The 26,244-nt window shown below is 69.7% G+C and carries 24 protein-coding genes, 1 tRNA gene and 1 riboswitch; of the genes, 12 read left to right on the forward strand and 13 right to left on the reverse strand.

Features of this window, described 5'->3' with window-relative positions:
• The first annotated feature begins 241 nt into the window (after positions 1-241).
• Both ACZ6CL_RS32225 and ACZ6CL_RS32230 read left to right on the forward strand, forming a co-directional pair.
• A complete protein-coding gene (locus ACZ6CL_RS32225; protein WP_468942216.1) occupies positions 242-1,462 on the forward strand; it encodes an acetyl-CoA C-acetyltransferase in 1,221 nt (406 codons plus the stop codon).
• Positions 1,463-1,707: 245 nt separating this feature from the next.
• The gene (locus ACZ6CL_RS32230) at positions 1,708-2,628 is read left to right on the forward strand and encodes a hypothetical protein (RefSeq protein WP_468942219.1); all 921 of its coding nucleotides are present in this window, start codon (positions 1,708-1,710) and stop codon (positions 2,626-2,628) included.
• Positions 2,629-2,852: 224 nt separating this feature from the next.
• Here the strand turns inward: ACZ6CL_RS32230 and ACZ6CL_RS32235 are convergent, their stop codons facing one another.
• Positions 2,853-3,200 (reverse strand): hypothetical protein, encoded by a 348-nt coding sequence (locus tag ACZ6CL_RS32235; RefSeq protein WP_468942222.1) that lies wholly within the window; start codon positions 3,198-3,200, stop codon positions 2,853-2,855.
• Positions 3,201-3,321: 121 nt separating this feature from the next.
• Here ACZ6CL_RS32235 and ACZ6CL_RS32240 point away from each other — a divergent pair, with 121 nt between their 5' ends.
• Entirely contained in the window at positions 3,322-3,552 is a 231-nt protein-coding gene (locus ACZ6CL_RS32240) for a DUF4287 domain-containing protein (protein WP_385446208.1), read from the forward strand.
• Positions 3,553-3,699: 147 nt separating this feature from the next.
• Here the strand turns inward: ACZ6CL_RS32240 and ACZ6CL_RS32245 are convergent, their stop codons facing one another.
• Both ACZ6CL_RS32245 and ACZ6CL_RS32250 read right to left on the reverse strand, forming a co-directional pair.
• Positions 3,700-4,599, reverse strand: a complete 900-nt coding sequence (locus tag ACZ6CL_RS32245; RefSeq protein ID WP_468942225.1) for a Bax inhibitor-1/YccA family protein — start codon at positions 4,597-4,599, stop codon at positions 3,700-3,702.
• 207 nt (positions 4,600-4,806) lie between these two features.
• Positions 4,807-4,889, reverse strand: a tRNA-Leu gene (locus tag ACZ6CL_RS32250).
• A 402-nt stretch (positions 4,890-5,291) separates the two neighbouring features.
• Between ACZ6CL_RS32250 and ACZ6CL_RS32255 the strand changes: the two genes are divergently transcribed.
• Together ACZ6CL_RS32255 and ACZ6CL_RS32260 are read left to right on the forward strand one after the other, a co-directional pair.
• On the forward strand, positions 5,292-6,074 hold the full coding sequence (locus ACZ6CL_RS32255; protein ID WP_385446910.1) for an ABC transporter ATP-binding protein: 783 nt from the start codon (positions 5,292-5,294) through the stop codon (positions 6,072-6,074).
• 74 nt (positions 6,075-6,148) lie between these two features.
• On the forward strand, positions 6,149-8,695 hold the full coding sequence (locus ACZ6CL_RS32260) for an ABC transporter permease (RefSeq protein WP_468942229.1): 2,547 nt from the start codon (positions 6,149-6,151) through the stop codon (positions 8,693-8,695).
• Positions 8,696-8,768: 73 nt separating this feature from the next.
• Here ACZ6CL_RS32260 and ACZ6CL_RS32265 read toward each other — a convergent pair whose 3' ends face one another.
• The 9 genes from ACZ6CL_RS32265 to ACZ6CL_RS32305 all read right to left on the reverse strand — a co-directional run bounded on the left by ACZ6CL_RS32265 (position 8,769) and on the right by ACZ6CL_RS32305 (position 19,114).
• Positions 8,769-10,088 carry a class I SAM-dependent methyltransferase gene (locus ACZ6CL_RS32265; protein WP_468942230.1) on the reverse strand — a complete coding sequence of 440 codons (1,320 nt, stop codon included), beginning with the start codon at positions 10,086-10,088 and terminating at the stop codon, positions 8,769-8,771.
• Between the two features lie 211 nt (positions 10,089-10,299).
• A complete protein-coding gene (locus tag ACZ6CL_RS32270) occupies positions 10,300-11,688 on the reverse strand; it encodes an NAD(P)/FAD-dependent oxidoreductase (protein WP_468942233.1) in 1,389 nt (462 codons plus the stop codon).
• Between the two features lie 396 nt (positions 11,689-12,084).
• The gene (locus tag ACZ6CL_RS32275; RefSeq protein ID WP_468942235.1) at positions 12,085-13,047 is read right to left on the reverse strand and encodes a Ppx/GppA phosphatase family protein; all 963 of its coding nucleotides are present in this window, start codon (positions 13,045-13,047) and stop codon (positions 12,085-12,087) included.
• Complete coding sequence (locus ACZ6CL_RS32280; protein ID WP_468942237.1) at positions 13,044-13,586, reverse strand: DUF501 domain-containing protein; 543 nt, start codon at positions 13,584-13,586, stop codon at positions 13,044-13,046. Before ACZ6CL_RS32280 ends, ACZ6CL_RS32275 begins: the two co-directional genes overlap by 4 nt.
• A 66-nt stretch (positions 13,587-13,652) precedes the next feature.
• The gene (locus ACZ6CL_RS32285; protein WP_468942239.1) at positions 13,653-14,132 is read right to left on the reverse strand and encodes an FtsB family cell division protein; all 480 of its coding nucleotides are present in this window, start codon (positions 14,130-14,132) and stop codon (positions 13,653-13,655) included.
• A 119-nt stretch (positions 14,133-14,251) separates the two neighbouring features.
• Positions 14,252-15,538, reverse strand: a complete 1,287-nt coding sequence (gene eno, locus ACZ6CL_RS32290; protein ID WP_468942303.1) for a phosphopyruvate hydratase — start codon at positions 15,536-15,538, stop codon at positions 14,252-14,254.
• Positions 15,539-15,652: 114 nt separating this feature from the next.
• Complete coding sequence (locus tag ACZ6CL_RS32295) at positions 15,653-16,327, reverse strand: transglycosylase family protein (RefSeq protein WP_468942242.1); 675 nt, start codon at positions 16,325-16,327, stop codon at positions 15,653-15,655.
• 6 nt (positions 16,328-16,333) lie between these two features.
• Positions 16,334-16,500: riboswitch (cyclic di-AMP (ydaO/yuaA leader) on the reverse strand.
• Positions 16,501-16,754: 254 nt separating this feature from the next.
• Entirely contained in the window at positions 16,755-17,720 is a 966-nt protein-coding gene (locus ACZ6CL_RS32300; protein ID WP_468942244.1) for a transglycosylase family protein, read from the reverse strand.
• A gap of 113 nt (positions 17,721-17,833) precedes the next feature.
• On the reverse strand, positions 17,834-19,114 hold the full coding sequence (locus ACZ6CL_RS32305; RefSeq protein WP_468942246.1) for a cytochrome P450 family protein: 1,281 nt from the start codon (positions 19,112-19,114) through the stop codon (positions 17,834-17,836).
• 591 nt (positions 19,115-19,705) lie between these two features.
• On the opposite strand from ACZ6CL_RS32305, the gene ACZ6CL_RS32310 reads away from it, so the two are divergent.
• The 7 genes from ACZ6CL_RS32310 to ACZ6CL_RS32340 all read left to right on the forward strand — a co-directional run bounded on the left by ACZ6CL_RS32310 (position 19,706) and on the right by ACZ6CL_RS32340 (position 25,745).
• A complete protein-coding gene (locus tag ACZ6CL_RS32310) occupies positions 19,706-20,818 on the forward strand; it encodes an ATP-binding protein (RefSeq protein WP_468942249.1) in 1,113 nt (370 codons plus the stop codon).
• A complete protein-coding gene (locus tag ACZ6CL_RS32315) occupies positions 20,815-21,213 on the forward strand; it encodes a roadblock/LC7 domain-containing protein (RefSeq protein ID WP_123107967.1) in 399 nt (132 codons plus the stop codon). Before ACZ6CL_RS32310 ends, ACZ6CL_RS32315 begins: the two co-directional genes overlap by 4 nt.
• The gene (locus ACZ6CL_RS32320) at positions 21,210-21,581 is read left to right on the forward strand and encodes a DUF742 domain-containing protein (protein WP_385446899.1); all 372 of its coding nucleotides are present in this window, start codon (positions 21,210-21,212) and stop codon (positions 21,579-21,581) included. Before ACZ6CL_RS32315 ends, ACZ6CL_RS32320 begins: the two co-directional genes overlap by 4 nt.
• Positions 21,556-22,146, forward strand: coding sequence for a GTP-binding protein (locus ACZ6CL_RS32325; protein WP_468942254.1), 591 nt, complete (start codon positions 21,556-21,558; stop codon positions 22,144-22,146). Before ACZ6CL_RS32320 ends, ACZ6CL_RS32325 begins: the two co-directional genes overlap by 26 nt.
• A gap of 9 nt (positions 22,147-22,155) precedes the next feature.
• Positions 22,156-23,535, forward strand: coding sequence for a cytochrome P450 (locus ACZ6CL_RS32330; RefSeq protein WP_468942255.1), 1,380 nt, complete (start codon positions 22,156-22,158; stop codon positions 23,533-23,535).
• Between the two features lie 150 nt (positions 23,536-23,685).
• The gene (locus ACZ6CL_RS32335; protein ID WP_468942258.1) at positions 23,686-24,945 is read left to right on the forward strand and encodes a cytochrome P450; all 1,260 of its coding nucleotides are present in this window, start codon (positions 23,686-23,688) and stop codon (positions 24,943-24,945) included.
• Positions 24,946-24,989: 44 nt separating this feature from the next.
• Positions 24,990-25,745 carry an enoyl-CoA hydratase/isomerase family protein gene (locus ACZ6CL_RS32340; protein WP_468942261.1) on the forward strand — a complete coding sequence of 252 codons (756 nt, stop codon included), beginning with the start codon at positions 24,990-24,992 and terminating at the stop codon, positions 25,743-25,745.
• A 62-nt stretch (positions 25,746-25,807) separates the two neighbouring features.
• Here ACZ6CL_RS32340 and ACZ6CL_RS32345 read toward each other — a convergent pair whose 3' ends face one another.
• Positions 25,808-26,224, reverse strand: a complete 417-nt coding sequence (locus ACZ6CL_RS32345) for a DUF6479 family protein (protein WP_468942263.1) — start codon at positions 26,222-26,224, stop codon at positions 25,808-25,810.
• Positions 26,225-26,244: the final 20 nt, after the last annotated feature.

The following is a 26,244-nucleotide window of genomic DNA, read 5'->3' on the forward strand; positions in this document are numbered from 1 at the left end:
GGCGCAGCCCCGGCGTCGGGGGCGGAGGCCCGGATGTCTGAGGCCGCGTCCCGGGGTTGAGGGCGGAGCCCCCTGCCGGGGGCGGGGTGGGGAAAGGGGCCCGGGGTGGGGGCTGAGCGTACGCTTAGGAAAAAGAGGTCCGCGTCACAGCGTTCGCCCCGTGACCCCCGCTCTACGTGCGGGTAACTTCCCTCACAGTTCCCATCCGAGCCGTACCCCCGATCCGCCCCATGGAGCCGTGATGCCCGAAGCCGTGATCGTCTCTGCCGCCCGTTCGCCCATCGGCCGTGCCTTCAAGGGGTCGCTCAAGGATCTGCGGCCCGATGACCTGACCGCGGAGATCATTCAGGCCGCCCTCGCCAAGGTTCCGCAGCTGGATCCGCGGGAGATCGACGATCTGATGCTCGGCTGTGGGCTGCCGGGTGGGGAGCAGGGGCACAATCTGGGCCGGATCGTGGCCGTGCAGATGGGGATGGACCATCTGCCCGGGTGCACGATCACCCGTTACTGTTCCTCGTCGCTCCAGACCTCGCGGATGGCGCTGCACGCCATCAAGGCGGGCGAGGGGGACGTGTTCATCTCCGCGGGCGTCGAGATGGTGTCGCGCAGCGTCAAGGGCACCTCGGACGGGCTGCCGGACACCCACAACCCGCTGTTCGCCGACGCCGAGGCCCGTACGGCCGCGCTCGCCGAGCAGGAGGGCACCGACTGGCACGACCCGCGCGAGGACGGACTGATCCCCGACGCGTACATCGCGATGGGCCAGACCGCCGAGAACCTGGCCCGGCTCAAGGGGATCACCCGCGAGGACATGGACGCGTTCGGCGTACGGTCCCAGAACCTCGCCGAGGAGGCCATCAAGAAGGGCTTCTGGGAGCGCGAGATCACCCCCGTGACGACCCCGGACGGCACCGTGGTGGCCACGGACGACGGGCCGCGCGCGGGGACCACGCTGGAGGGCGTACAGGGCCTCAAGCCGGTCTTCCGCCCCGACGGCCTGGTCACCGCGGGCAACTGCTGCCCGCTCAACGACGGCGCCGCCGCGCTCGTGATCATGTCCGACACCAAGGCGCGCGAGCTGGGGATCACGCCGCTCGCGCGGATCGTGTCCACGGGTGTCTCGGGGCTCAGCCCCGAGATCATGGGGTACGGGCCGGTCGAGGCGTCCAAGCAGGCGCTGGCCCGGGCCGGGATGGCGATCGGCGACATCGACCTGGTCGAGATCAACGAGGCGTTCGCCGCCCAGGTCATCCCGTCCTACCGCGACCTGGGCATCGACCTGGACCGGCTCAACGTCAACGGTGGCGCGATCGCGGTGGGCCACCCGTTCGGCATGACCGGCGCCCGGATCACCGGCACGCTGATCAACTCGCTGCAGTTCCACGACAAGCAGTTCGGTCTGGAGACCATGTGCGTCGGCGGCGGGCAGGGCATGGCGATGGTCATCGAGCGGCTGAGCTGAACCGGACTCCCTGAGCCGGTACACCGTGGATACACGGCCCGAGCGCGAGTTGTGACCCAATCTCCCCCAGGATGTGACCAACGTCCTGGGGGAGACCCGTCGCCCCAGCTCAGCGACGGTGGAGGGCCCCCTTCCGGGCATGGACTTCGGTCCGCTCGGTGACGTCACGCACTGACGCCGAGAGGCGAACCGAGTCAAGCTGAGGTAGGAATTCGGGGGATCAACAGCAACCGGGAGTTACGTCAGTGAGCCCCATGACCCTTGCCCTCCTGCTGGCCGCGGTGGCCGCCACGGCCACCGGCGCCGCAGCACTGCACACCGCGCGCGGAGTGCGGCGGCAGATCACCGAGCTGCGCGCCGAGCTGGCCGCCACGGTCGCCGCCGCCGGGCGGGCGGACCGGTCCGGGGAGGACGCCGTCACGGTGCCCGCCGCCCGCGCCACCCCCGCCGCCGAGATACGGGCGGCCGTCGCCGACGCGCTCGCCGAGGAGCGGGAGCGCGAGCTGGCCGAGGCCCGGGCGTTCTGGGCCGCCCAGGAGGCCCGGGACTCCGCCGGGTCGTCCGACGCCCCGTCGCTGCTCGGCGGGCTGGCCGGGCTCGGCGAGGACGCCCAGCACGACGCACCCCACGACGCGCTCTTCGTGCCCCGCCAGGCCGACCTGGCCGGTCCTGAGCCGCTGCTGGGCCTGGACGCACTGGGGCCGGACGCCCGCGACGCCGCCGGGGAGCAGGACCCGGAGGAGCCGATGGAGCTGGAGGTGGGCGCCGAGGTGGAGCAGGAGGCCGAGGCCATCGAGTCGCCCGAGCTGGCCGCCGCGCGCCGCCGCCACCCCTCGCACCCCGACTTCACGCCCTCGCCGCCGATCGCCGACCACGACCGGACCGTGGCCCGGCTGACCGAGCTGGCGGAGGCCCGTACCCCGCTGGCGGACGTACGGCCCGGGCCGCTCGGCACGCTCGACGTGTACGTCTTCGCCGACGGCACCACGATCTGCATGACCCCCGGCCACCGGGAGACCGCCGAGCGACTGGCGGACGCGCTGCGCGAGGGCACCGCCCCGGTCCTGCTCGGCGGCTCGGGCGTCTCGGGCGCGTACGCGCTCACCTTCGGCTGCGCGGACGAGAACGTGTACGTCCTCGCCGACCGCGTCATCGCCTCGCTGTGACGACTCGCTGTGACGCTGTGAAGCGCCCATGACGCGGGTGCACACCAGCGCGCCGTGAGCCCGCGCGCCGCGCACAGCGGCCCGCTCCCCCAGCCCGCCTCCGTACGCCCCGCGCGCCCGTACGCGCCGTACGCCCCAACACCGCCGTACGCCCCGCACGCGCCACGCGCGCCCCAGAGTCGCCCCAGAGGCGGCCCGTACGCCCCGGACGCCGCAGACGCCCCTCAGAGGCCGCAGCGCCCGGCCGCCGCCTCCACGAGCGCCACCGCCTCCGCCACGCGCCCGCTCCCACCGCTCTCCGCGGCCGCGGCGCCACCCGGCGCGCGCTCCAGCGCGTGCACCAAATCATGACCGGCCACCGCGACCTGGTCGGCGATCATGAACACCCCCGCGTCCGGCATGATCCGCGGCGGGGTACCGGGCGCCTCCAGACGCTGGGCCCGCACGGACAATTCCCTCGCCAGAGCCAGTCCTTCGGTCGCCGCGCCCTGGCGCAGCCGGGACTGCGGAAGGGAGCGCAGCCGGTCGGCGAGGCGGTCGACGGCACGGAGCAGGGGGGTCGCATCATCCACGCCGAGAGCGTATGCGCCACCCACGGACTGTTGCCAACGGCCGAACACTCAGGCACGGTGAGCTGAAGGACCCCTCCCGGGTGTTCACCCGGGCCCGGAATGGACGCGTCCGGAGGCGCCGATGTCCCAGATCTTCTCCGACGAGACTCACCGGAACCTACTCTCCCGCATCCCCCAATGCACCGGCCGTGACATTGCCGACTGGCTGCGCACGGTAGACGAAGGTCCCGCCTTCTTCCGCTTCGAGGAGAAGGTCAGCTGGCTGCGGGGCGAGCACCAGCTCGCCTATGGGCACGCCAAAGCGATCATCCACGAACACGACCTGAGGCGCGCGGCACGCAAGCTGCTGTAGCCCGCTGCCTGGAGGCAGACGCGTGTACCACAGACGGGCACGACACGAGAGCGGGTTACGTCGCAGACGGCCGAAGGGCCCGCGGAGGCAATCGCCTCCGCGGGCCCTTCGGCTGTTCGGCCGTAACGCTGTGCGGCCGTAACGGGACTAGTCCCTGAAGATGGAGATCAGCCGGAGCAACTCCAGGTAGATCCACACCAGCGAGAGCGTCAGACCGAACGCGGCCAGCCAGGACTCCTCGCGCGGAGCGCCGTACCGGACGCCGTCCTCGACCTGCTTGAAGTCCATCGCCAGGAACGCGGCACCGAGCACGACGCCGATGATCCCGAAGACGATGCCCAGCGGGCCGGTGCGGAAGCCCATGCCGTCACCGCCGCCGATGGCGGCGAACAGCAGGTTGACCGCCATCAGCAGGATGAAGCCGATGGCCGCCGCGAGTACGAAGCGCTGAAAGCGCGCGTTCACCCGGATGAGGCGGGTCTTGTACGCGGCGAGCACACCGACGAAGACGGCCATCGTGCCGAGGACCGCCTGCATCGGGGCGCCGGACCAGCGCTCGTTGTACACCTGGCTGATGACGCCGAGGAAGAGCCCCTCGAAGAGGGCGTACCCCATGATGAGCGCGGGCGAGGCCTTGCGCTTGAACGACTGCACCAGGCCCAGCACCATCGCGATGAGCGCGGCGCCGATGCCCGCGCCGATGGGCAGCTGGGCGATCCATGCGGCGGCGGCGGCGACGATGACGGTGCCGAGCGTCATGCCGGTGCGCATGACGACGTCGTCCATCGTCATCCGGTCGGTCTGCGGACCGGCCGGGGGCGCCCCGTACATCTGCTGGAGCTGCTCGGGCGTCAGGTTCTGCTGGGCACCGGCCGCGTAGGGGTTGCCCGGCGCCTGTTGCTGCTGCTGCGCGTACGGATTGCTGCCCGCGTAGGGGTTGCCCTGGACTGCGGCGGGGCCCCCGGCCTGCTGGGCCGCGCCGAAGCCGGCGTAGCCGCCGCTGCGGCTGAACCCCCGTCGCGAGAAGACCGGGTTGCTGCTCCTCATCTCACTCCTCCATGGCCGCCCTGCGCGACCTTGACTCAAGAGTAATGGGTAAGCAAAGAAAGCACCCTAGTGCCCAAGGAGGATCTTTTCACGCGCGCCCGGACAGCGCGAGGTCCCCGCGGAAGCGGGTGCGGGGCCGGACGCGGGCCCTGGCCGCACGGTGGGCGACCGGCTACGCACGCAGAGTGCGGCCACAAGATCTGGAGGTGCCCGGAACCGGACTTGAACCGGTACGCCCGCGAGGGGCAGCGAGGTTTAAGCTCGCCGTGTCTGCATTCCACCATCCGGGCAGCGGCTCACCCTGGGACGTACGAAGTGACGTACCTCCCTCCCCATAGGAGAGCAGCACGAGCCTATCCGGGCCGATGGACCCGAACAGCGAATCACCGGACCGAGGTTGTCTTATTTTATTGGCAACTGAGGGCCCATCAGCAGTGGGTCAGGGTACCCGCCGATGCCGGCGCCCGACCGGACCTGCTTATATGCCCTGTGGCCCCTTTGACGGCGGATTGACGCAATCTCGATGCCCCCGTTCGGGGGGTCCTCTCCTACCCAAGGAGGACTCCGGCCGACGCGCCTACGACCCGGGTCGCGCGCAGAACCGGAGGAGCGACGGATCCCGTCCTTGTTTATGGCAAGGACGATGGAAGGACGTCCCGGCCGACCGCACCGCACGACAGGAGCCCCGCACCGTGACCACCACCACCTCCGGCGTCGAGTCCGCCGCCCGTCCCACGACGGCGGCGGCCCGAGCAACGGACCTCTCCAAGGTCTACGGACAGGGCGAGACCCAGGTCGTCGCCCTGGACGCCGTCTCCGTCGAGTTCCGGCAAGCCGAGTTCACCGCGATCATGGGCCCCTCGGGCTCTGGCAAGTCCACGCTCATGCACTGCATGGCGGGCCTGGACTCGGTCTCCAGCGGCTCCGCCCGCATAGGCGACGTCGAACTGACGGCCCTGAAGGACAAGAAGCTCACCCAACTGCGCCGCGACAAGATCGGGTTCATCTTCCAGGCGTTCAACCTGCTGCCGACGCTCAACGCGCTGGAGAACATCACCCTGCCGATGGACATCGCGGGCCGCAAGGCCGACCCGGCGTGGCTGGACCGGGTCGTCGAGACGGTCGGTCTGGCCGGGCGGCTCAAGCACCGCCCCAGCCAGCTCTCCGGCGGTCAGCAGCAGCGGGTCGCCGTCGCCCGCGCGCTGGCCGGTAAGCCCGAGATCATCTTCGCGGACGAGCCCACCGGAAACCTCGACTCCCGCTCCGGCGCCGAGGTACTGGGCTTCCTGCGCAACTCGGTGCGCGAACTGGGCCAGACCGTGGTCATGGTGACCCACGACCCGGTCGCCGCGGCCTACGCCGACCGGGTGGTCTTCCTCGCCGACGGCCAGATCGTGGACGAGCTGATGGACCCGACCGCCGACTCCGTGCTGGACCGCATGAAGCGGTTCGACGCCAAGGGCCGTACGAGCTGACGCGAGGCGCGCGTCCGTCACCGCACGCCGCTGCCGCCTCCGCACTCTCCCTTCCTCCCCAGGACTGAACTCTCATGCTCCGTACCGCCTTGCGCAACGTGCTCGCGCACAAGGCCCGGCTGCTGATGACCGTCCTCGCCGTCATGCTCGGCGTGGCCTTCGTCTCCGGCACCCTGGTCTTCACCAACACCATCTCCGCCGCCTATCAGAAGAGCTCCGAGAAGGGCTTCGACGGCGTCGACGTCGCCATCACCCCGCACAAGTCCGACTCGGGCTCGGGCCTCTCCGGCGCCACGCCGCGACTGGGCCAGCCGGTGCTGGACAAGGCGGCCAAGGTGCCCGGCGCCGCCTCCGCCACCGGTGTCGTCAAGGGCTACAGCGCCCTCTCCGACCGCGACGGCAAGCTGCTCGGCGGCGGCTTCTCCACCCTCGGCGGGAACTACTACCCGGGCCCCGACGGCAAGGACCCGCGGTACACGATGACCGAGGGCCACGCGCCCAAGGGGCCGGGCGAGATCGCCCTCGACTCCAAGTCCGCCGAGAAGGGCCACTACAAGGCCGGTGACAGCATCCGGGTGTCCGTGAACGGACCGGTGCGCACCGAGAAGATCGCGGGCATCTTCACCACCGACGACGGCAACGTGGCGGCGGGCGGCAGCCTCGCGCTGTACGACAACGCCACCGCGCAGAAGCTGTTCGCCAAGCCCGGCCAGTTCGACGAGATCGACGTGAAGGCCGCCCCCGGCACCTCCCAGGCCGCGCTCAAGTCCGCGGTCGACAAGGTCCTGCCGGCCAACGCCGAGGCCGCCACCGGCCAGAAGCTCGCCGACGACCAGGCCGAGCAGATCAAGCAGGGCATGAGCAGCATGCAGACCGCGATGCTGGTGTTCGCCGGGATCGCGCTCTTCGTCGGCATCTTCATCATCGCCAACACCTTCACCATGCTGGTCGCCCAGCGCACCAAGGAACTGGCCCTGATGCGGGCGGTCGGCGCGAGCCGCCGTCAGGTGACCCGCTCGGTGCTGATCGAGGCCACCGCCGTCGGCGCCGTCGCCGCCGTCGTGGGCATGGCCGCCGGTGTCGGCATCGGCGCCGGGCTGCGCTCGCTGCTCAGCTCCACCGGGGCCACCGTCCCGGACGGGCCCCTGGTCATCGAGCCCACCACCGTCGCGGCCTCGCTGCTCGTCGGCGTCGTGGTGACCGTGCTCGCCGCCTGGCTGCCGGGCCGCCGCGCCGCGAAGATCCCGCCGGTCGCCGCGATGAGCAGCGTCCACGCGACGCCGACGACCCGCGGTCTGGTGGTACGGAACACCATCGGCGCGCTGCTCGGCGCGGCCGGTGTCGCGCTGGTGCTGTACGGCTCCGGCCAGGGCATGGACGGCAAGGGCCCGATGGCGTTCGGCGCCGCGGTCCTGGTGATCGGCGTGTTCGTGCTCACCCCGCTGCTGTCCCGGCCGCTGATCGCGGCGGCCGCGCCGGTGCTGCGGCTCTTCGGGATGTCCGGCAAGCTCGCCCGGCAGAACGCGGTGCGCAACCCGCGCCGTACCGCCGCCACCGCCTCCGCGCTGATGGTCGGCCTCACCCTGATCACCGGCATGACGGTCATCGCGGGCAGCGTCCAGAAGGGCATCGACCAGATGGCCTCGGACGGGCTGAAGTCCGACTACGTCGTCAGCATGGGCGGCGCGGGCGGGGCGCCGCGGCCGCTCTCCCCGGAGGTGGCCAAGACGCTGGAGAAGCAGCCCGAGGTCACCGCGGTCAGCCCGCTGCGCCAGGCCCCGGCCAAGATCGGCGGCCAGACGACCACCCTGTCGGGCGTCAACCCCAAGGCCATCAGCGAACTGGTCGGCGTGGACTTCCTCCAGGGGTCCTTCTCCGGCTTCGGCGGCAAGACGGCCGTCGTCGACGACAAGACCGCCGACCAGCACGGCTGGAAGACCGGTTCGTCCATCCCGGTGACGTACCAGGACGGCACCAGCGCCAAGCTGACCGTGGGCGGTGTGTACGAGGGCAACCAGATGATCCGCGGCGTCATGGCCGACGCCGCCGCCATGACCCCGCACATGGCCACCGTCGCCGACTTCCAGGTGATGGTGAAGACCAAGGGCGGGGCGACCGAGGCCAACAAGGACGCGCTGACGAAGGCGCTCGGCGACAACCCGGCCCTCCAGGTCCAGAACAAGAAGGACATCTCCGACAGCATCGCCAAGCTCTTCACCCTGATGCTGAACATGCTCTACGGCCTGCTGGCCATGGCCGTGATCGTCGCGGTACTCGGGGTCATCAACACCCTGGCCATGTCGGTCTTCGAGCGGTCGCAGGAGATCGGCATGCTGCGGGCGATCGGCCTGGACCGGCGCGGCATCAAGCGGATGGTGCGGCTGGAGTCGCTGGTCATCTCGCTCTTCGGCGGGGTGCTCGGGATCGGCCTCGGCGTGTTCTTCGGCTGGGCGGCCGGTGAGCTGATCGCCACCGGGCTGACGACCTACGAACTGGTCCTGCCGTGGGGCCGGATGGGTCTGTTCCTGGCGATGGCCGCCGTCGTGGGCGTGCTGGCGGCCCTGTGGCCCGCGCGCCGGGCGGCCAAGCTCAACATGCTGGAGTCCATCAAGGCCGAGTAGACCGGCTGGGAGTGACACGAACGGGCCTGACGCGCTCCCCGCGCGTCAGGCCCGTTCGTTCGTCCGCCCCGCGTCAGCCGCGCCAGTCGCGGGTCCGCAGCGGCAGCCCGGACGCGCCGCTCTCCGGCGTACGGACGGCGAGGATCTGGTTGACGCCGATCCGGTTGCGCTCGAACGAGAGGGCGCAGGCGGCCATGTAGAGCCGCCAGACCCGGGCCCGGCCCGGGGAAGTCAGCCGGACGGCCTCCGGCCAGGACCGCTCCAGGTTGGTGACCCAGCGGCGCAGGGTGAGCCCGTAATGCTCCCGGATCGCCTCCACGTCGCGCACCTCGAACCCGGCCTCCTCCAGCTGGGTCACGGTGCGGCCGACCGGGGCCAGTTCGCCGTCGGGGAAGACGTAGCGGTCGATGAACTCGTCGACGTGGTACGCCTCCTCGTCCGGCTCGGGGCGCCGGGCGATCTGGTGGTTCAGCAGCCGCCCGCCGGGGGTCAGCAGCCGGTGCAGGATGCCGGTGTACTCGGCGTACCGTACGGAACCCACGTGCTCGGCCATGCCGATCGAGGAGATCGCGTCGTACGGGCCGTCGTCGATCTCGCGGTAGTCCTGCACCCGGATCTCGATCTTCTCGGTCAGCCCGGCGTCCGCGATGCGCTTACGGGCGTACGACGCCTGCTCCTCGGAGAGCGTGATACCGACCGCGCGCACCCCGTACTCGCGCGCCGCGTGCAGCACCATCGAGCCCCAGCCGCACCCCACGTCCAGCAGCCGCTGTCCGGGTTCCAGCGCGAGCTTGCGGCAGACCAGGTCGAGTTTGGCGTGCTGGGCGGCTTCCAGGGTCGCGTCCGGTCTGTCCCAGTACGCGCACGAGTAGACCATCGAGGGGCCGAGCACCAGCTCGTAGAAGTCGTTGCCGACGTCGTAGTGGTGGCTGATGGCCTGTTTGTCACGGCGCAGGGTGTGCAGCGGCCCGCGCGTCGCCCCGGCCTCCTCGCGCGGCGGGGCCGGGGGCAGTCCCAGGCCGGCGAGGGTGACCAGATCGCGGACGGCGCGGCGCGCCTTCGGGTCGCGCGCCGCCTTCCACGCCGTGACGAGACGACCGGGGCGCCCGGCGGCGGGTTCGTCGTCCCGCTCCCACAGCAGTCCGGCCAGCTGGTCCAGCGCCTCGTAGAGGTCGCCCTCGATCTCCAGGTCGCCCGCCACCCAGGCCCGGGCGAGGCCCAGTTCGCCGGGCTTCCACAGCATCCGGCGCAGCGCCCGGCGGTTCCGCAGGATGAGAACGGGGGTGCCGGGCGGACCGGTCTCGCTGCGGTCCCAGGCCCGGATGCGGAGCGGCAGCGGGGTCCCTAGCGCCTCCTCGGCCAGGGCGGCCAGTCGCGCGGCGGCGTCGGTCATGTCGGCACACCTCCATGATGGCGAGTCAGGGAAGATTCGCTCACCACGTAAACACCATGGAACCGCCCGGACAGTCCCGCCGACACGTCTGGAATCGGTAAAAAGAGCGCACGCGAAGGGCGCCCGCCCCACGGATGGCGGACGCCCTCGGCGCTTGCTCGATATTCAGATGTGCTCAGTTCTCAGGTGCGGCCGGGGCCGGGGTCCGTCGTCAGGACGCCTTGGCCTTCTCCGCGGCGACGTCGGCGGCGGGCTTCTTCGCGGCGGCGGCCGCGGAGACCGGGGCGGCGGCCTCGTAGAACTCCTCGCGGGGGTTCTCCATGGCGCCGAGCGAGACGACCTCGCGCTTGAGGAACATGCCCAGCGTCCAGTCGGCGATGACCCGGATCTTGCGGTTGAAGGTCGGCATCGCCAGACCGTGGTAGCCACGGTGCATGTACCAGGCCAGCCGGCCCTTGAGCTTGATCTTCATCTTGCCCATGACGATCATCGCGACGCCCTTGTGGAGGCCGAGACCCGCGACGGCACCCTTGTTGGCGTGCTTGTACTCGCCCTGCGGGAAGCCCCGCATGCCCGAGATCACGTTGTCGCCGAGGACCTTGGCCTGGCGCAGCGCGTGCTGGGCGTTCGGCGGGCACCAGGCGCCCTCGCCGCTGGCGAGGTCCGGCACCTGGGCGTTGTCGCCCGCGGCCCAGATGTAGTCGGTGCCCTTCACCTGGAGGGTGGCACCGGTGTCCACGTGGCCGCGCGGGCCGAGCGGGAGGCCGAACCGGGCGAGCGCCGGGTTGGGCTTGACGCCCGCGGTCCACACGATGGTGTTGGAGTCGACCTCGAGGCCGTTCTTGAGCACCACGTGGCCGTCGACGCAGGAGTTCATCGAGGTGTTGAGGTAGATCTCGACACCGCGGTTCTGCAGGTGCTCCAGGCCCCACTGGCCGAGCTTCGGGCCGACCTCGGGGAGGATCTTGTCGGCCGCGTCGACGAGCACGAAGCGCATGTCCTCGCGCTTCACGTTCGGGTAGTACTTGGCCGCGTCGCGGGCCATGTCCTCGACCTCGCCGATGGTCTCCGCGCCCGCGAAGCCACCGCCGACGAAGACGAAGGTGAGCGCCTTGCGCCGGATGTCCTCGTCCGTGGTGGAGTCAGCCTTGTCGAGCTGCTCGAGGACGTGGTTGCGCAGGCCGATGGCCTCTTCTATGCCCTTCATCCCGATGCCGTTCTCGGCCAGGCCGGGAATCGGGAAGGTGCGGGAGACCGCGCCCATCGCGATGACGAGGTAGTCGAAGGGCAGCTCGTACGCCTCGCCGACGAGCGGCTGGACGACGGCGACCTTGCGGTCCTGGTCGATGTTCGACACCCGGCCGGTGAGGACCTCCGCCTTGGGAAGCACACGCCGCAGCGGAACCACGACGTGGCGCGGAGAGATGCTGCCGGCCGCAGCTTCGGGGAGGAAGGGCTGGTACGTCATGTACGAGCGGGGGTCGACGACCGTGACAGTCGCCTCGCCGTACCGCATCTTCTTGAGGATGCGGCGCGCCGCGTACAGGCCTACGTACCCACCGCCTACAACGAGGATCCTGGGACGCTCCGTGGTGCTCATGATTCGAGTATCCAGCACCCATCGGGGGGGACCTCGTGAGCCCCTTCACAAGCAATGTGGGGGTATCTGCTACACTCCGCCGCCCCCTTGATGGAGGCCATAGCTCGGCCGGGGAACCGGTAACCGGAGCGAGGCGTTCCCAGGCCCGCTGAGCAGCGATAGCTGTTGAACGCGCGAGTAGACCACGGGGTTCCCGAGCGGTCCGTCGCATCGGCCGGTCGCCCCATGTTCCGGCCGACTTGATGAACACCGTCACCAATAGCGGCCCTGAGGCGGCCCAGAAGGCGGCCACCAGGCACCTTTTTCATGTGAAGAGTTTCACGAACTCTTTTGGCGAGGGTCCGCGGAAGGCCCCGGAAGGGCCCTCCACAGCCGCTCAGACGATAACGTCCCCGCTCAGGCGATGCTCCACGCGATGCCGTCGAGGATGTCGTGTTCGCTCACGACGACCTCCTCGGCACCGGTCCGATCCATGATCGCCAGCAGCACCAGAGCGCCCGCGGTGATCACGTCGACCCGGCCCGGATGCATCGCTCCGATCGCCGCCCGCTCCGCGTGGGTCGCGGTCAGCAGCTTGGCCGTGATCTCGCCGACCTGCCCCGCGTGGACCCGGGCGTGGTGGATCGCGGCCGGGTCGTACTCCGCGAGGCCCAGCGCGATGGCGGCGACGGTGGTGACCGTACCGGCCAGCCCGACCAGGGTGTGGCCGCCCGCGCCGGGGCGGCAGCCGCCGGTGAGCGGCACCGTCTCCTCGGCGAGGTCCAGCGCCCGCTCGATATCGGCCCTGATGGCCGAGATCTGATCCTCCGTCGGCACCTCGGCGACCTGGCCGTCCGTGACGAGATGCCGCTCCGTCAGCCGGACACAGCCGATGTCGACGCTGCGGGCCGCCCGCACCCCGTCGTCGCCGCTGACGAACTCGGTCGAGCCGCCGCCGAGGTCCACCACCAGGAACGGGCCGCTCAGGTGCTCATGGCCGGTCAGCTCCTTGGTCGCGCCGGTGAAGGAGAACTCAGCCTCCTGGTCCCCGGTGATCACCTCGGGCTCGACGCCGAGGATGTCCACGACGCCGCGGACGAACTCCGCGCGGTTCTCGGCGTCCCGCGAGGCCGAGGTGGCCACGAAGCGGACGCGCTCGGCGCCCAGCGTGCGTATGACCTCCGCGTACTCCCGGCACGCGGCGAAGGTGCGCTCCAGCGCCTCGGGGGCCAGCCGACCGGTGCGGTCCACGCCCTGGCCCAGCCGGACGATCTTCATCCGGCGGTCCAGCTCGGTCAGCTCGCCCGTGGCCGGGTCGGCGTCGGCGACCAGCAGCCGGATCGAGTTGGTGCCGCAGTCCACGGCCGCGACGCGGGTCATACGGCCTCCTCCTCACTCTTCTGAGCGCAGGGCGCGACGCACGGTCCCTTGCGCCACCACTCGGGCAGCAGCGCGATCGCCTCGTCGCCGAGCGGGTTGACCCCGGGCCCGGCCGCGAGGGAGTGGCCGACCAGGACGTGCAGGCACTTCACCCGGTCCGGCATGCCGCCCGCGCTCGGGAAGCCCTCCAGCACCTCGATGGCGTCGCGGCGCGCGATGTAGTCCTCATGGGCGGCGCGGTAGGCGGCGGCCAGTTCCGGGTCGCTGCCCAGCCGGGCCGTCATCTCCTTCATCACGCCCTCCGCCTCCAGCGTGCCGATCGCGGACGCGGCGCGCGGGCAGGTCAGGTAGTACGTGGTGGGGAACGGCGTGCCGTCCTCGAGGCGCGGCGCGGTCTCGACGACATCGGGGTTGCCGCAGGGGCAGCGGTGCGCGACGGCGCGCAGACCCCGCGGGAGGCGGTTCAGCTGCTCCTTGACGGCGGCGATGTCCGCGTCGGTGGGCGCGGTGGGCTCCGTCTGCGGAGGGGGCGTGTCCATGAGGGGAAAGTTCTCTTCGATCGGTGTCGGACCGGGTGCGGCCGTTTACGGCGTCGGCGCGGCGCGTCAGCGGTCCGCGGCGGCGGCCGCCTTCGGCGTGTCCGCCGTGTCCACGGCGTCCCAGAGGTTGGTGTACCAGGGGCGGTCGGCCGCGCCCCGGTCGGTGGAGCGCTCGGCCCTGGCGCCGGGGTCCACCATGCTGAAGCCGGTCTCGCCCGGCATCAGGTAGTGCAGATGCGCGCGGGCCTGCCGCTCGATGTACGCGGGGTCGCGCAGCCGGGCCTTCTGCTCGCTCAGCTTGGCCACCTCGGCACGCTCGCGCTGGGCCTGGCGCCGCTGGTCGGCGATGTCCGAGCGCTGGGAGATGTACTGCCGCATCGGGTAGGCCAGCGCGACCACCATGGAGCAGACGACCAGGGCGAGGAGGGCGGCCCGGCCGGTGAGCCGGCTGCGGCGGCGCTTGATCCGGGCACGGTAGACCCGGGCGGCGGCGTGTTCGCCGAGCGCCTTGAGTCTGGTCGCGGTGGAGAACCGATCCGCCGGCACGTCGCCTCCCCGGAGATGACTTCGCTTGAGCAGTGCCCGCTTCAGCGGGCGCCGTCCCCGGCCACGGTACGGGACCGCGGCCGGGGACAGGCGTCAGACGTGCCCGCTGGAGAGCGGGGTCAGCCCTTGAAGCGCGGGAAGGCGGAGCGGCCCGCGTACACCGCGGCGTCGTCCAGGATCTCCTCGATGCGCAGCAGCTGGTTGTACTTGGCCACCCGCTCGGAGCGGGCCGGGGCGCCGGTCTTGATCTGGCCGCAGTTGGTGGCGACGGCCAGGTCGGCGATGGTGACGTCCTCGGTCTCACCGGAGCGGTGCGACATCATGCACTTGAAGCCGCTGCGCTGGGCCAGCTCGACGGCGTCGAGGGTCTCGGTCAGCGAGCCGATCTGGTTGACCTTGACCAGCAGGGCGTTCGCGGTGTCGCTCTCGATGCCGCGGGCCAGCCGCTCGGGGTTGGTGACGAACAGGTCGTCACCGACCAGCTGGACCTTGTCACCGAGCTGCTCGGTGATCGTCTTCCAGCCGTCCCAGTCCTCCTCGTTCAGCGGGTCCTCGATGGAGACCAGCGGGTACGCGTCGACCAGCTCGGCGTAGTACGCGGTCATCTCGGACGCGGTGCGGGCCTTGCCCTCGAACTGGTAGACGCCGTCCTTGTGGAACTCGGAGGCGGCGACGTCGAGCGCGAGCGCGATGTCCTGGCCGGGCTGGTAGCCGGCCTTCTTGATGGCCTCGACGATCAGGTCCAGGGCGTCCCGGTTGGAGTCGAGGTTCGGCGCGAAGCCGCCCTCGTCGCCGAGGCCGGTGGACAGGCCTCGCTCCTTCAGCACGCCCTTGAGGGTGTGGTAGACCTCGGCGCCCCAGCGCAGGGCCTCGGAGAAGGACTCCGCGCCGACCGGCGCGATCATGAACTCCTGGATGTCCACATTGGAGTCGGCGTGCGAACCGCCGTTGAGGATGTTCATCATCGGGACCGGCAGCAGATGCGCGTTCGGACCGCCGAGGTAACGGAAGAGGGGCAGGTCGGACGCCTCGGAGGCGGCGTGTGCCACGGCAAGGGAGACGCCCAGGATGGCGTTGGCGCCGAGCGAGGACTTGTCCGGGGTGGCGTCCAGGTCGAACATCGCCTGGTCGATCAGGCGCTGCTCGGTGGCGTCATACCCGACCAGCTCGGGGCCGATCTGCTCGATGACGGCGAGGACGGCCTTCTCCACGCCCTTGCCGCCATAGCGGTTCTTGTCGCCGTCACGGAGTTCGAGGGCCTCGAAGGCGCCGGTGGAGGCGCCGGACGGGACGGCGGCACGGCCGGTGCTGCCGTCGTCGAGGCCGACCTCGACCTCGACCGTGGGGTTGCCTCGCGAGTCGAGGATCTCGCGAGCTACGACGACGTCGATGGACGGCACGAGGATCTCCTTCGTATGGGTCTTCGGTAGCAGCATGAGCCTAACCGCACCGAAGCCCCGGCGGGGTGCACCGTGGGGGCGGCGCACCCGGCCGGGGCTCGTTGACTACGGTGTGGCTGCTCAGCTCAGGTGCAGCTGCTGGCCGGGGAAGATCAGGTCGGCCTTCTGGACGACGTTCTTGTTCAGCTCGAAGAGCTTCTTCCAGCCGCCCTTGACGTCCTCCGTCTTGGCGATCTTGCCAAGGGTGTCACCGGCCTTGACCTTGTACTCGCCGTCGCCCTTCTTGATCGGGCCGCGGGCCTGGTCGCGCGCGGCGTGCTCGGGCGCGCTGCGCGGCGCGGCCTTCGGCTTGGCGGACGGGGCCGGCTGCGCGGAGTCGGACTGGCTCTGCTGCGGCGCGGACGGAGCCGGGGCGGCCGGGGCGCCGCCGGAGGTCAGGCCCTTGCCACAGACCGGCCAGGCGCCCTTGCCCTGGCTCGCGAGGACCTTCTCGGCTACCTGGATCTGCTGGGCCTTACCGGCCTTGTCTGCGGTGGGAGCGAAGGCGGTACCGCCGTAGGCGGCCCAGGTGGAGGAGGAGAACTGCAGGCCGCCGTAGTAACCGTTGCCGGTGTTGATCGACCAGTTGCCGCCGGACTCGCACTGCGCGACCTGGTCCCACTGGGAGCTGGTGGCGGCAGAGGCGGACGTCGCACCGATGAGCGGGGTGGCCACGGCGGCTCCGGCGAGGCCGACGAGCGCGGTGATGCGAGTGGCCTTGGACGGACGACGGTGCTTGCCCTGAGCATTGGACATGTTCGTTCGTTTCCTCACCGACGCCTACGAGGTGAGCTGTCGGGTTCGGGCGTGAGTTGCCCGGCTGGGTGCGGGGACCGCACCCTGCTTCACCCCTAGCCGTTCGGCCGATTCCGCTGGCCTCCCGGCACTTACCTTGGGTCCCCCGCTCCTGCCTTCGGCGCTGGCGCGTCGGTACCGGACGACCGCCGGCAGGACTCGGCGTGACGGTCGACGGTGCTCGTTGTGGCGAGCGGAAAGACGTTAAACACACGTCCGGGAAACGTTCAAACACCCTTATCGCAGCGAAGAGGGCGGTTATCGATCTCACCCGACCCACATCGGCGCAGGTGGGGCCGGGTGCGGAGAGACCGGACAGGACGGACGGGCCGGAAAATGTGACGAGAGGTATGTCTCACCGGAGCCAGATCGGGCAAATCACCCCGAACTACCGGCCCTTGATGGTGAGGTCAAGTCGCTGACCAGGGAGAATGAGATCCGGGTCGGTTCCGATGAGGTTCTCGTTGGACGCGTAGAGCCGACGCCAGTCGGCGCCCAACTCCTGCTTTTCGGCGATTGCTGAAAGGTTGTCACCCGGACGCACTGTGTAGCCGCCATCCGAGGGGTTTTCGGCGCGGTCGGTACCGCCACGCGAGGCATGGCCGCTCGGCCGCTCATCCCGGTCCCGGTCGCCCCGGTGCTTCCCCGAGGAGCCCCCGGAGCCGCTCTCGGTGGCGGAGGGGGTCGGCGAGGGGTCGGAGGTGCTGGACGAGGGGGACGGGGAGGGCGCGTCGTCGTCCGGCCCGTCGGGCGAGGCGGAGGCGGAGCCTTCGGACTGCTCCGGCCGCTCCGGCCCGCCGGACGCGTCCGGCGAGCCGGGGGTGTGCGACGCGCGGGGCGTGTCCGTCGCGCCGGGCGCCTTGCCGGACGAGTCGCCGCCCCGCCCGTCCGAGTCGCCCGAGCCCTCCGAGTCGCCGCGCTGGGCGTCCTGCCGGGGCGGAGGTGCCGTACTGCCCGGGTTCACGTCCGGGGCGTCGTCGCCGTCGCTCAGCCCGGCGTTCAGCGCGCAGCTGGGCCACGCGTCGGGGCCGCGGTCGCCGAGGATCGACTCGGCGACGGATATCTGCTGGGAGCGGCTGGCGAGGTCGGGGCGCGGGGCGTAGCTCGTGCCTCCGTACTTCTTCCACATGTCGAGGGTCAGCTGAAGACCGCCGTAGAAGCCGTTGCCCTCGTTGGCGCTCCACATCCCGGCGCTCTCGCACTCGGCGACCTGGTCCCACGTGGAGGCGGGGGCGGCCTGGGCGCCGGTCGCTCCGAAGAGCGGGATGGCGATGCTCGCACCGGTCACCCCCGCCGCGATGACGATGGCCGGAGCCTGGCGGGGGCGGCGGTGACGTCCGTTCCCGGAAAGCATGCGAATCGCCTCTCGTGTGGGGGCTCGTTTGTCGGTTGAACATAGCGACGCCACACGATCATCACAAGCCGGTGTATCCCAGGTCACGCCACGGTCACGCGGCTGACCGGATGTCACTTTTCCCAGGTCACCGGGAGGGTGCGCAGCCCGCGCATGATGAGTCCGCCGCGCCAGCGCAGTTCGTCCGGCTCCGCGCCGAGCCGGAGGCCGGGGATGCGGCGGAGCAGGGTGGCGAGGGCGGTCTGCGCCTCCAGGCGGGCCAGCGGGGCGCCCAGGCAGTAGTGGATGCCGTGGCCGTAGCCGAGGTGCTGGTTGTCGGTGCGGGCGAGGTCGAGGGTGTCCGGGCCGGGGAAGCGCTCGGGGTCGCGGTCGGCGGCGGCGAGCACCACCAGGACCGGTTCCCCCTCGCCGATGTGCTGCCCGCCGATGGTGACCGGCTCGGTGGCGAACCGCCAGGTGGCCATCTCCACCGGGCCGTCGTAGCGCAGCAGTTCCTCGACCCCGGTGGCGAGCAGCCCCTCGTCCCCTTCTTCTGCTTCTTCCAGGTGTTGCTGGAGCCGGGCGCGCTGGTCGGGGTTGCGCAGCAGCGCGTAGAGGCCGTTGCCGATGAGATTGACGGTCGTCTCGAACCCGGCGAACAAGAGGATGAAGGCCATCGCCGCGGCCTCGTTCTCGGTGAGGTGGTCGCCGTGGTCGCTGGCCCGGATCAGATCGGAGATGAGGTCGTCGCCGAGCGCGGCACGCTTCCGGTGGATCAACTCGGCCAGATACGCGCGGATCCGCTTCACCGCGCGGGCCACACCGCCGCGCGGGCCGCCGCCGTGCCGGATCATCGTCGCGGCCCAGTCCCGGAAGTCGTCCTGGTCCTCGCGCGGGACGCCGAGCAGATCGCAGATCGCGTAGATGGGGAGAGGAAAGGCGAACTCGTGGATGAGGTCCGCCTCTCCCCGGTCCGCGAAGGCGTCGATGAGGCCGTCGGTCAGCTCGCGCACCCGAGGGGCGAACGCGGCGACGCGGCGCGGGGTGAACGCCTTGGAGACCAGCCGCCGCAGCCGGGTGTGGTCCGGAGGATCGATATTGAGCAGATGTGTCATCAGATCCGCGCGCTGCTCGCCCGGGATGCCCACTTTGCCCCGGGCGTGAGCGGACTCACTGTGCCGCTGGGGGTTCTTCGACAGCCGGGCGTCGGCCAGGGTCTGCCGGGCGTCGGCGTACCGGGTCACCAGCCAGGCCTCGACCCCGCTGGGGAGCGTGGTCCGATGCACGGGGGCGTGCTCGCGTAGCCAGGCGTACGCGGGGTAGGGATCGGTGGCGAACTCCCAGGTGAAGAGGGTGGGAGCGGGGGTAGGACAAGGCTGATCGGGCACGCCCCGACGATACCGGCCGCCGCTCATGGATTCCGATACGCCGCTTATCGGAAGTAAATCCATAACGCGCAAGTAAAGCCAATTAATGTCGATGCAATTCGACGACCATCTCCACACACCCTCCACGATGCGCTCACAGCGCGCGGCGATTGCCCGAAATCTGATGGCTGTGACCCTCGCCCTGAGTGACCTGCGGCGCACTCCGCCCAGGCCTCCGGCGCATGCGCTGACGTCGCCCAATGAGGCAAAATGCAGGGGTGGCTGAAACAGCGTCAGGTGGTTGAATGAGACTCCGGCACATGCACGGGGCCACCTGCCCCTGGTGATACGATCACCGCGCTTGCCAGGCGAGCCAAGGGCCCGTAAGACACACGGCGATCCGGTAAATCAGCCGAGAGGGTTACCACTCTGAGGAGCACTATGCCGCCAGTTGGGCATATGGAGCCGTGCCGGCGCACCCCTGCCTGTGCGCAGCCCACGGCAGGGCCAGTGCGGTGCGCCCCGTTCCCTCGGGTGCCGTACGGGAGCTGACTTACCGCCGCTTCTCCATAACACCCGGATTCTTCTCACGCACCCACCCTTCAGTCCCTGGCGGTCTAGTCGTTTAAAGAGAGTCTTATGACGCATTACATACAGGATCCTGCGCTCTGGGCCCTGATCGCTGGCGCGCCTCTCGCCGCAACCGCCATTATCCGCGGGCGAAAAGCGAGAGCGAAGCTCAGTACCGAGAAGGCGGAACTTGAGAACCGCACCGCTGATCTCGAAAACAACTACGCGGCGGCGGTTCAGGACGCTCAGATACGCTCCGAGGAAGCCACCAAGAGCGCATTGAAGTCCGCTATGCGGACGCTCCAGGGTCTCGCCAACGAGCAGCAGCTGGCGATCACGAAGCTGCAGGACCGCTACGGCGAGCACCACATTCTCCAGGACCTCCTGGAGATCGACCACATGAACTCGCAGTTCGGCCGCCGTGCGCAGTCGATCGCCGTTCTGTGTGACGGCTGGCTGGGCCGTCAGCGCGCCGTCGCCTCCGTCTACGACGTGGTGCGCAGCGCCAAGGGCCGCATCCGCCACTACACGCGCGTCGAGATCCGCTCGCAGAGCAACTTCGCCCTGGTCAGCCGGGCTGTCGAACCGGTCGCGCTGGCGCTGGCCGAGCTGCTGGACAACGCGACCAGCTACTCCGCCCCGGATTCGCCGATCGACATCACCATCCGCACCGTCCCCAAGGGCGTCTGCATCATCATCGACGACGCCGGCGTCGGTATGAACGAGGAAGAGAAGAACCGGGCCGACGAACTCCTCTCCGCCACGCGCGCGGCGGGTGTCACGGGCCTGGGCAATCCGCCGCAGTTCGGCTTCGCCGTGATCGGCGTGCTCGCTTCCCGCTATGGCTTTACCGTCTCCGTCGATTCGGCCTCTCCCTACGGTGGTGTGCGCGCGGTTGTGCTGCTTCCCGAGGACCTTCTGACCAACATGCCCGAACCGGAACAACAGCCCGCACCCCGTACGTCACCGGCGGCCGCCCCCGAGGAGAGCGACGATTCCACCGCGGGCGGACTGCCCAAACGCCGCCGCAAGGGCTCCATCTCCATCGTGCCGCGTTCCGACGCGGCGAACGCCCCCGCCCGGACGAGCGAGGAAACCGCTTCGATCATGGGCGCCTTCCAGCGCGGCACACAGTCCGGTCGCTCCGCAAACCCGAACAGGGAAGGGCATGATCCTCAGTGAACAACGACCTGTCATGGATGCTTGACAGCGCCCTGGAAGTACCCGGTGCGCGTCACGCGATCCTGGTTTCCGCCGACGGTCTGCTGATGGCCCGATCTCAAGAGGTCAGGAAAGACGAGGCCGACACCGTCGCCGCCGCGATGAGCGGCATCCAGTCGCTGAGCCGCACGATGGCCGGCTTCTGCGGCGACCCCCACATGAACTGGCGTCAGACGCTGGTCGAGTTCGACGGCGGCTGGGTCTTCCTCATATCGGCCGGTGAGGGCGCGTACCTGGCGGTCTCCTCCGCGCCCGATGTCGACATGGCCGACATCACCTTCCGTATGCAGCAGCTCGTCGGTCAGCTCGGCAAGGCGCTGACCACGCCACCCCGCGAAACGGGCGTTCAGGCATGACCGCGCCAGAGGAGCAGGAGCCCGAGTCCGCCGGATTAGTGCGACCGTACGTCATCACCAACGGCCGCGGGCTCCCGGACAGCGATCAGTTCAACCTGATCACCCTGGTCACCGCCTCCGAACAGAGACGTGCCCCGACGCTCGACCCGGAGAAACGGAGCCTGCTGGACCTGTGTTCAGGGGGCTACCTCTCGGTCGCCGAGATCGCGGGCCACATGGGGCTCCCGATCGGCATCGTCAAGGTCCTGCTGTCCGACCTGTCGTCGGACGGCTACCTCGTCACGCGCGCCCCCGCGCCTCCCGCCCAGCTCGTCGACGTTTCGCTCCTTCAGGAGGTACTGGATGGTCTCCAGGCCCGCTTCGGATGAGGACGTCTATCTGGACGACGCGGTGCAGATCGCGGCCAAGATCCTGGTCGTGGGGCACTTCGCGGTCGGAAAGACGACGTTCATCGGCACCATGTCGGAAATACCCCCGCTGCGCACCGAGGAACGGATGACGCAGGCCGGTGCGCACGTCGACGACCTGATGGGCACCCGGGGCAAGACCACGACCACCGTGGCCATGGACTTCGGCCGGCTCACGCTCAGCGAACGGCTGGTCCTCTATCTCTTCGGCACACCCGGACAGGAGCGCTTCGTCCAGGTGTGGGAGGACATGACAAAGGGCGCGCTCGGGGCGCTGATCCTGGTCGATCCTGAACGCCTCAAGGAATCCTTCCCGGTGATCGACCTGGTGGAGCAGTACGGACTTCCCTACGCGATTTCCGTCAACCACTTCGATGGCACGCCGGACCGTCCCGATGAGGAACTGCGCGAGGCGCTGGATCTGCTGCCCGAGACACCTGTCGTCACCTGTGACGCACGTGACGAGAAGTCATCGGCCAACGCGCTGATGGCACTTGTTCGTTACCTACAGGAACGTACCCGCTAGGAGCACGTAATGGAGACACAATCGGACTTCCCGGTTCCGCCGCCGGGTTGCCCTGCCCACCGCGGCGGTGAGCGGGTACCGCTGCACGGGCCCGAGTTCGCGGCCGACCCGGATGCCTTCTACACGCATCTGCGGTCGTACGGGCCGATCGCACCGGTCGAGCTGTCCCCCGGCGTGCCGGCCATGCTCGTCACGGACTACTCGGCGGCCCTCCAGGTGCTGCAGAACCCGGATGCCTTCGCCAAGGATGCCCGCCGATGGCGTGATTTCAACGAAGGCAAAGTGCCGCAGAACAGTCCGGTTGTGCCCATGCTGGGATATCGCCCGAACTGTCTGTTCACCGACGGGGCGGAGCATCTGCGGCTGCGCCAGGCGGTGACGGACAGCCTGGCGGGGGTGGACCCGCACTGGCTGAGCCGCCATGTCGAGCAGGTCGCCGCCTACCTCATCGCCCAATTCAGCTCCCGGGGCACGGTCGATCTGCTCAACGACTACGCCAAGATGCTGCCGCTGCTGGTCTTCAACGAGCTTCTCGGCTGCCCGCCGGAAATCGGTGACCGACTGGTCTTCGGCACCTCCGGGATTTTCGACGGCGGAGTCGACGCGGAAAAGGCCAACGAGGAGCTGACGCAGGGCCTGCTGGAGCTTGTCGCACTCAAGCGGCGGCAGCCGGGAAACGACGTCACCTCGCGACTGATGCAGCACGGCGCGAAGCTGAGCGACGAGGAGATGATTCATCAGCTCGTGATGCTCATCTCGGCCGGTACGGAACCCCAGCGGAACCTCATCTCCAACGGGCTCTACCTCATGCTGTCCGACGAGCGGTACTCGGGCGGCGGGCTACTGGTGGAGGACGCCATCGACGACGCCCTCTGGAACCAGGCCCCGATGGCGAACTACGCTCCGCACTATCCCGTGCAGGACACCGAATTCGGTAACGCACGACTTTCCGCGGGCGATTTGGTTCTCATTAGCTTCGCGGCGGCAAATACGGATCCCAAACTCTCTTCGTCCCGCCAGCTCCTGAGCAAGCGGGCCCATCTCGCGTGGAGCGCCGGACCGCATGCCTGCCCGGCCAAGGACCCCGCTCAGCTCATCGCCGTGGCGGCCATCGAGAAGCTGCTCAACACGCTCCCGGACATCGAGCTGGCGGTCCCGGTCGACAGCCTGACCTGGCGCCCCGGCCCGTTCCACCGGGCCCTTGCCGCGCTCCCCGCCCGCTTTGCCCCGGTGCAGCCCCGGCGGATCGCCGCACCCCCGTCCGGGCAGCGGCAGACCGCCCCGACCGCGCCGTCGGCCACCCCTTCGACGACTCCTCGGAGCCGTTCCCAGGAAAAGCCGGAGAAGGGTAGCTGGTGGAGCTCCTTCCTGGCGTGGTGGAAGGTGTGACGTTGTCCACAGCCCAATCCCTTTGCACCGTGAATGAATCTTCAATCACGGGGGTAGAACCTATCGCGAATTCGTGTGATCCATACATAACTCTCGGTAATTCACGCGAAAAGAGATAAGCAGGCCCGGGGTATTGGACTTGAAGGAGTCATGGTGGAATCTGTCGCTGCCGGCAGCATTGTCGACCGACGAGCCGTAGTTTCACTCATGTCCCGCCTTCGCTCATCGCGAGGACAATCAAACCCCTATCCGATCTACGCGGAACTCAGGGCGATGGGAGATGTTGTGCCCGCGCCCTGGGGCGGCTATCTACTCCTCTCCCACGATGTCTGCGACCACGTACTGCGCAGCAAGAAATGGGCGACCTTCGACGCTGAGTGGCGGGCGCGCCAGGGCGATGTGAATCGTTGGAACGCGCCCGCGTCTCAGCAGCTCAGTAAAACCCTTCAAGGGCTGAATCCGCCGGTGCACACCCTGCAGCGGCGGTCGCTGGGCAATATATTCGACCGATTCACCCTCGATTCCCTCGAGAGACCGGTCACGCGCATCGCCGACACGCTGCTCGACCGGCTCGGCGAGCAGCTGCGCACCACCAAGGAAGCGGATTTCGCTACCACGGTCGGTGAGGAAATGCCAGCGGCGACAATCAGCCACTGGCTACGCCTCCCGGAGTCGGATCACGACCTCCTCAAGTCCCTGACCCACGGTCAGGGACTCGCCCAGGAACTCCTGCCCTCCAAGAGTCAGCTCGCCCAGGCGAACCAAGCCGCCGCGGGCCTTCGCGACTACTTCACCGAGGTCATCCGCGAGCGCCGCCAGAACCCCGGGGACGACGTCCTCTCGGACTGGATCCGCACCTGGAACGAGATCGAACCGGACCGCTCGATCGCCGACGAAACCCTCTACCACCTGGTGATGTTCATCGTCATCGCCTCGATGGAGACCACCTCCACGCTGCTCTCCAACATGGTGTGGCTGCTCGATCAGCACCCCGGCACCGCGGCCTGGCTGCGGTCCCATCCCGAGCAGGTGCCACAGGCCGTGGAAGAAGTGCTCCGCTACGACTCGCCGATCCATCTGACCACCCGGGTCGCCACCGAGGACACCATTCTCGGCGGCTTTCGCATAGCGAGGGACGAGGTGGTCCACGTGATGCTCGGCGCCGCCAACCACGACCCGGCGCAGCACACCGACCCCGACACCTTCGACGTCCTGCGGACGGGAAGTCACCTCGGTTTCGGCGGCGGAATCCACTACTGCATCGGAGCGGCCCTGGCCCGCCTGGAGGCCGTCGTTCTGCTGAAGTCCCTCGTCAGGCGTTTTCCGACCCTCCGCGTCAGCGCGCCTCCGGTATGGGAGCCGCGGGTCGCCTTCCGGCGGCTCACCGCGCTGCATGTGACCGAGCGCTGAATCGCGCCGAACGCCGAACGCCGAACGCCGAATACGAGGCCGCCATGTTCAACGACGTCAAGACCCTCCACATCACCGGCGACGGACCGGAACTGCGAGTGGAACTCAACAGTCCGGAAACCGGTAACGCGATCAGCGAGGAGATCCTCGACGATCTCCTCGTGGTGCTGGAAGAAGTGCACAACCGGCCGGACATACGGGTGTTGGTGCTCTCGGGCGCCGGGCCCGATTTCTGCCGGGGCGGAGACCGTCACGAATTCACCGGACAACTGAGCGACGACCCCACCGGATCCGGGCTGCGGACCATCGGCGGCAAGGCACGCAGAGTATGCGACGCCCTCGCCAGCACCGCCGCCGTCACCATCGCCCGGCTGCACGGACAGGTCATCGGGGCGGGCCTGGCCCTCGCCCTCTTCTGCGATCTGCGCGTCGGCGCGTTCGACAGCCGCTTCCGGCTGCCCGAACTCGCCCTCGGCCTCCCGACCGCCTGGGGCGGTTCACTGCCGCGGCTGCTGCACGAGGTGGGCGCCGCCAGGATCCGCGAGCTGATCCTCACCGGGGACAGCTTCGACGCCGTCCGGGCGGAACAGCTGTCCGTCCTGCACCGGGTGGTCCCCGAAGCCGGGCTGGACGACGCCGTCCGGGAGTGGTCCAAGCCCGTGCTGCGGCGCTCCGGGGCGGCCCTGCGCACCACCAAGGCGCTGCTGAACTCCTACGCGTCCGCCTCCCGGCTCGGCGACACCACCCTGCTGGACGCGGAGATGCTGTCGGCCGTGGTAGCGGCGGGGCGCCAGCGCTGAGGCGCCAGCCGTACAGGCCCGCCGGTCGGGGTGCCCCGACCGGCGGTCAGGCGGACCGGCGGTCAGCCGCTGCCGAACGACCCGCTGCTGCCCTCGTTCCACGTCTTCCGGGCGCCCTCGCCACCCGAGCCGGAGTCCCTGGTGCCGGAGCCGCCCAGCTGGTGCGGACGGCGCCGGGTCTCCGGGGACAGCTCCTCGGGCTCCCGGTTACGGGTCTGGTAGCCGACCCGGCCCTGGTCGTCCTGATGTCCTGGACCGTGGCCCGCCTGCCGCGCCTCCCGCGCGCTCTCGTCCACCTGCTGCCAGGAGCCGGAGCGGGGCTTCGGCTCCTGGGTCGGGACCGGTTCGCGGGCCCGCAGCCGGATGCCCCACCAAATGGCCACGATGAGGATCACGACCACCACGATGCCGACGATCAGCGGTGCCGTCCCGACCACGAAGTCGTGGGGTACGGCGAGATCCATGGCGTACGTATCCATGGCGGCCGGGTACCCCGGTG

The sequence above is a fragment of the Streptomyces sp. NPDC041200 genome, from assembly GCF_055591805.1.

Coding starts and splice junctions, on each gene's coding strand:
- ACZ6CL_RS32335 (WP_468942258.1), top strand. CDS start 23,686: ATGGTGGAATCTGTCGCTGCCGGCAGCATTGTCGACCGACGAGCCGTA.
- ACZ6CL_RS32270 (WP_468942233.1), bottom strand. CDS start 11,688: ATGAGCACCACGGAGCGTCCCAGGATCCTCGTTGTAGGCGGTGGGTAC.
- ACZ6CL_RS32225 (WP_468942216.1), top strand. CDS start 242: ATGCCCGAAGCCGTGATCGTCTCTGCCGCCCGTTCGCCCATCGGCCGT.
- ACZ6CL_RS32275 (WP_468942235.1), bottom strand. CDS start 13,047: ATGACCCGCGTCGCGGCCGTGGACTGCGGCACCAACTCGATCCGGCTG.
- ACZ6CL_RS32280 (WP_468942237.1), bottom strand. CDS start 13,586: ATGGACACGCCCCCTCCGCAGACGGAGCCCACCGCGCCCACCGACGCG.
- ACZ6CL_RS32295 (WP_468942242.1), bottom strand. CDS start 16,327: ATGTCCAATGCTCAGGGCAAGCACCGTCGTCCGTCCAAGGCCACTCGC.
- ACZ6CL_RS32245 (WP_468942225.1), bottom strand. CDS start 4,599: ATGAGGAGCAGCAACCCGGTCTTCTCGCGACGGGGGTTCAGCCGCAGC.
- ACZ6CL_RS32330 (WP_468942255.1), top strand. CDS start 22,156: ATGGAGACACAATCGGACTTCCCGGTTCCGCCGCCGGGTTGCCCTGCC.
- ACZ6CL_RS32300 (WP_468942244.1), bottom strand. CDS start 17,720: ATGCTTTCCGGGAACGGACGTCACCGCCGCCCCCGCCAGGCTCCGGCC.
- ACZ6CL_RS32305 (WP_468942246.1), bottom strand. CDS start 19,114: ATGAGCGGCGGCCGGTATCGTCGGGGCGTGCCCGATCAGCCTTGTCCT.
- ACZ6CL_RS32260 (WP_468942229.1), top strand. CDS start 6,149: ATGCTCCGTACCGCCTTGCGCAACGTGCTCGCGCACAAGGCCCGGCTG.
- ACZ6CL_RS32340 (WP_468942261.1), top strand. CDS start 24,990: ATGTTCAACGACGTCAAGACCCTCCACATCACCGGCGACGGACCGGAA.
- ACZ6CL_RS32320 (WP_385446899.1), top strand. CDS start 21,210: ATGACCGCGCCAGAGGAGCAGGAGCCCGAGTCCGCCGGATTAGTGCGA.
- ACZ6CL_RS32265 (WP_468942230.1), bottom strand. CDS start 10,088: ATGACCGACGCCGCCGCGCGACTGGCCGCCCTGGCCGAGGAGGCGCTA.
- ACZ6CL_RS32240 (WP_385446208.1), top strand. CDS start 3,322: ATGTCCCAGATCTTCTCCGACGAGACTCACCGGAACCTACTCTCCCGC.
- ACZ6CL_RS32310 (WP_468942249.1), top strand. CDS start 19,706: ATGACGCATTACATACAGGATCCTGCGCTCTGGGCCCTGATCGCTGGC.
- ACZ6CL_RS32325 (WP_468942254.1), top strand. CDS start 21,556: ATGGTCTCCAGGCCCGCTTCGGATGAGGACGTCTATCTGGACGACGCG.
- ACZ6CL_RS32345 (WP_468942263.1), bottom strand. CDS start 26,224: ATGGATACGTACGCCATGGATCTCGCCGTACCCCACGACTTCGTGGTC.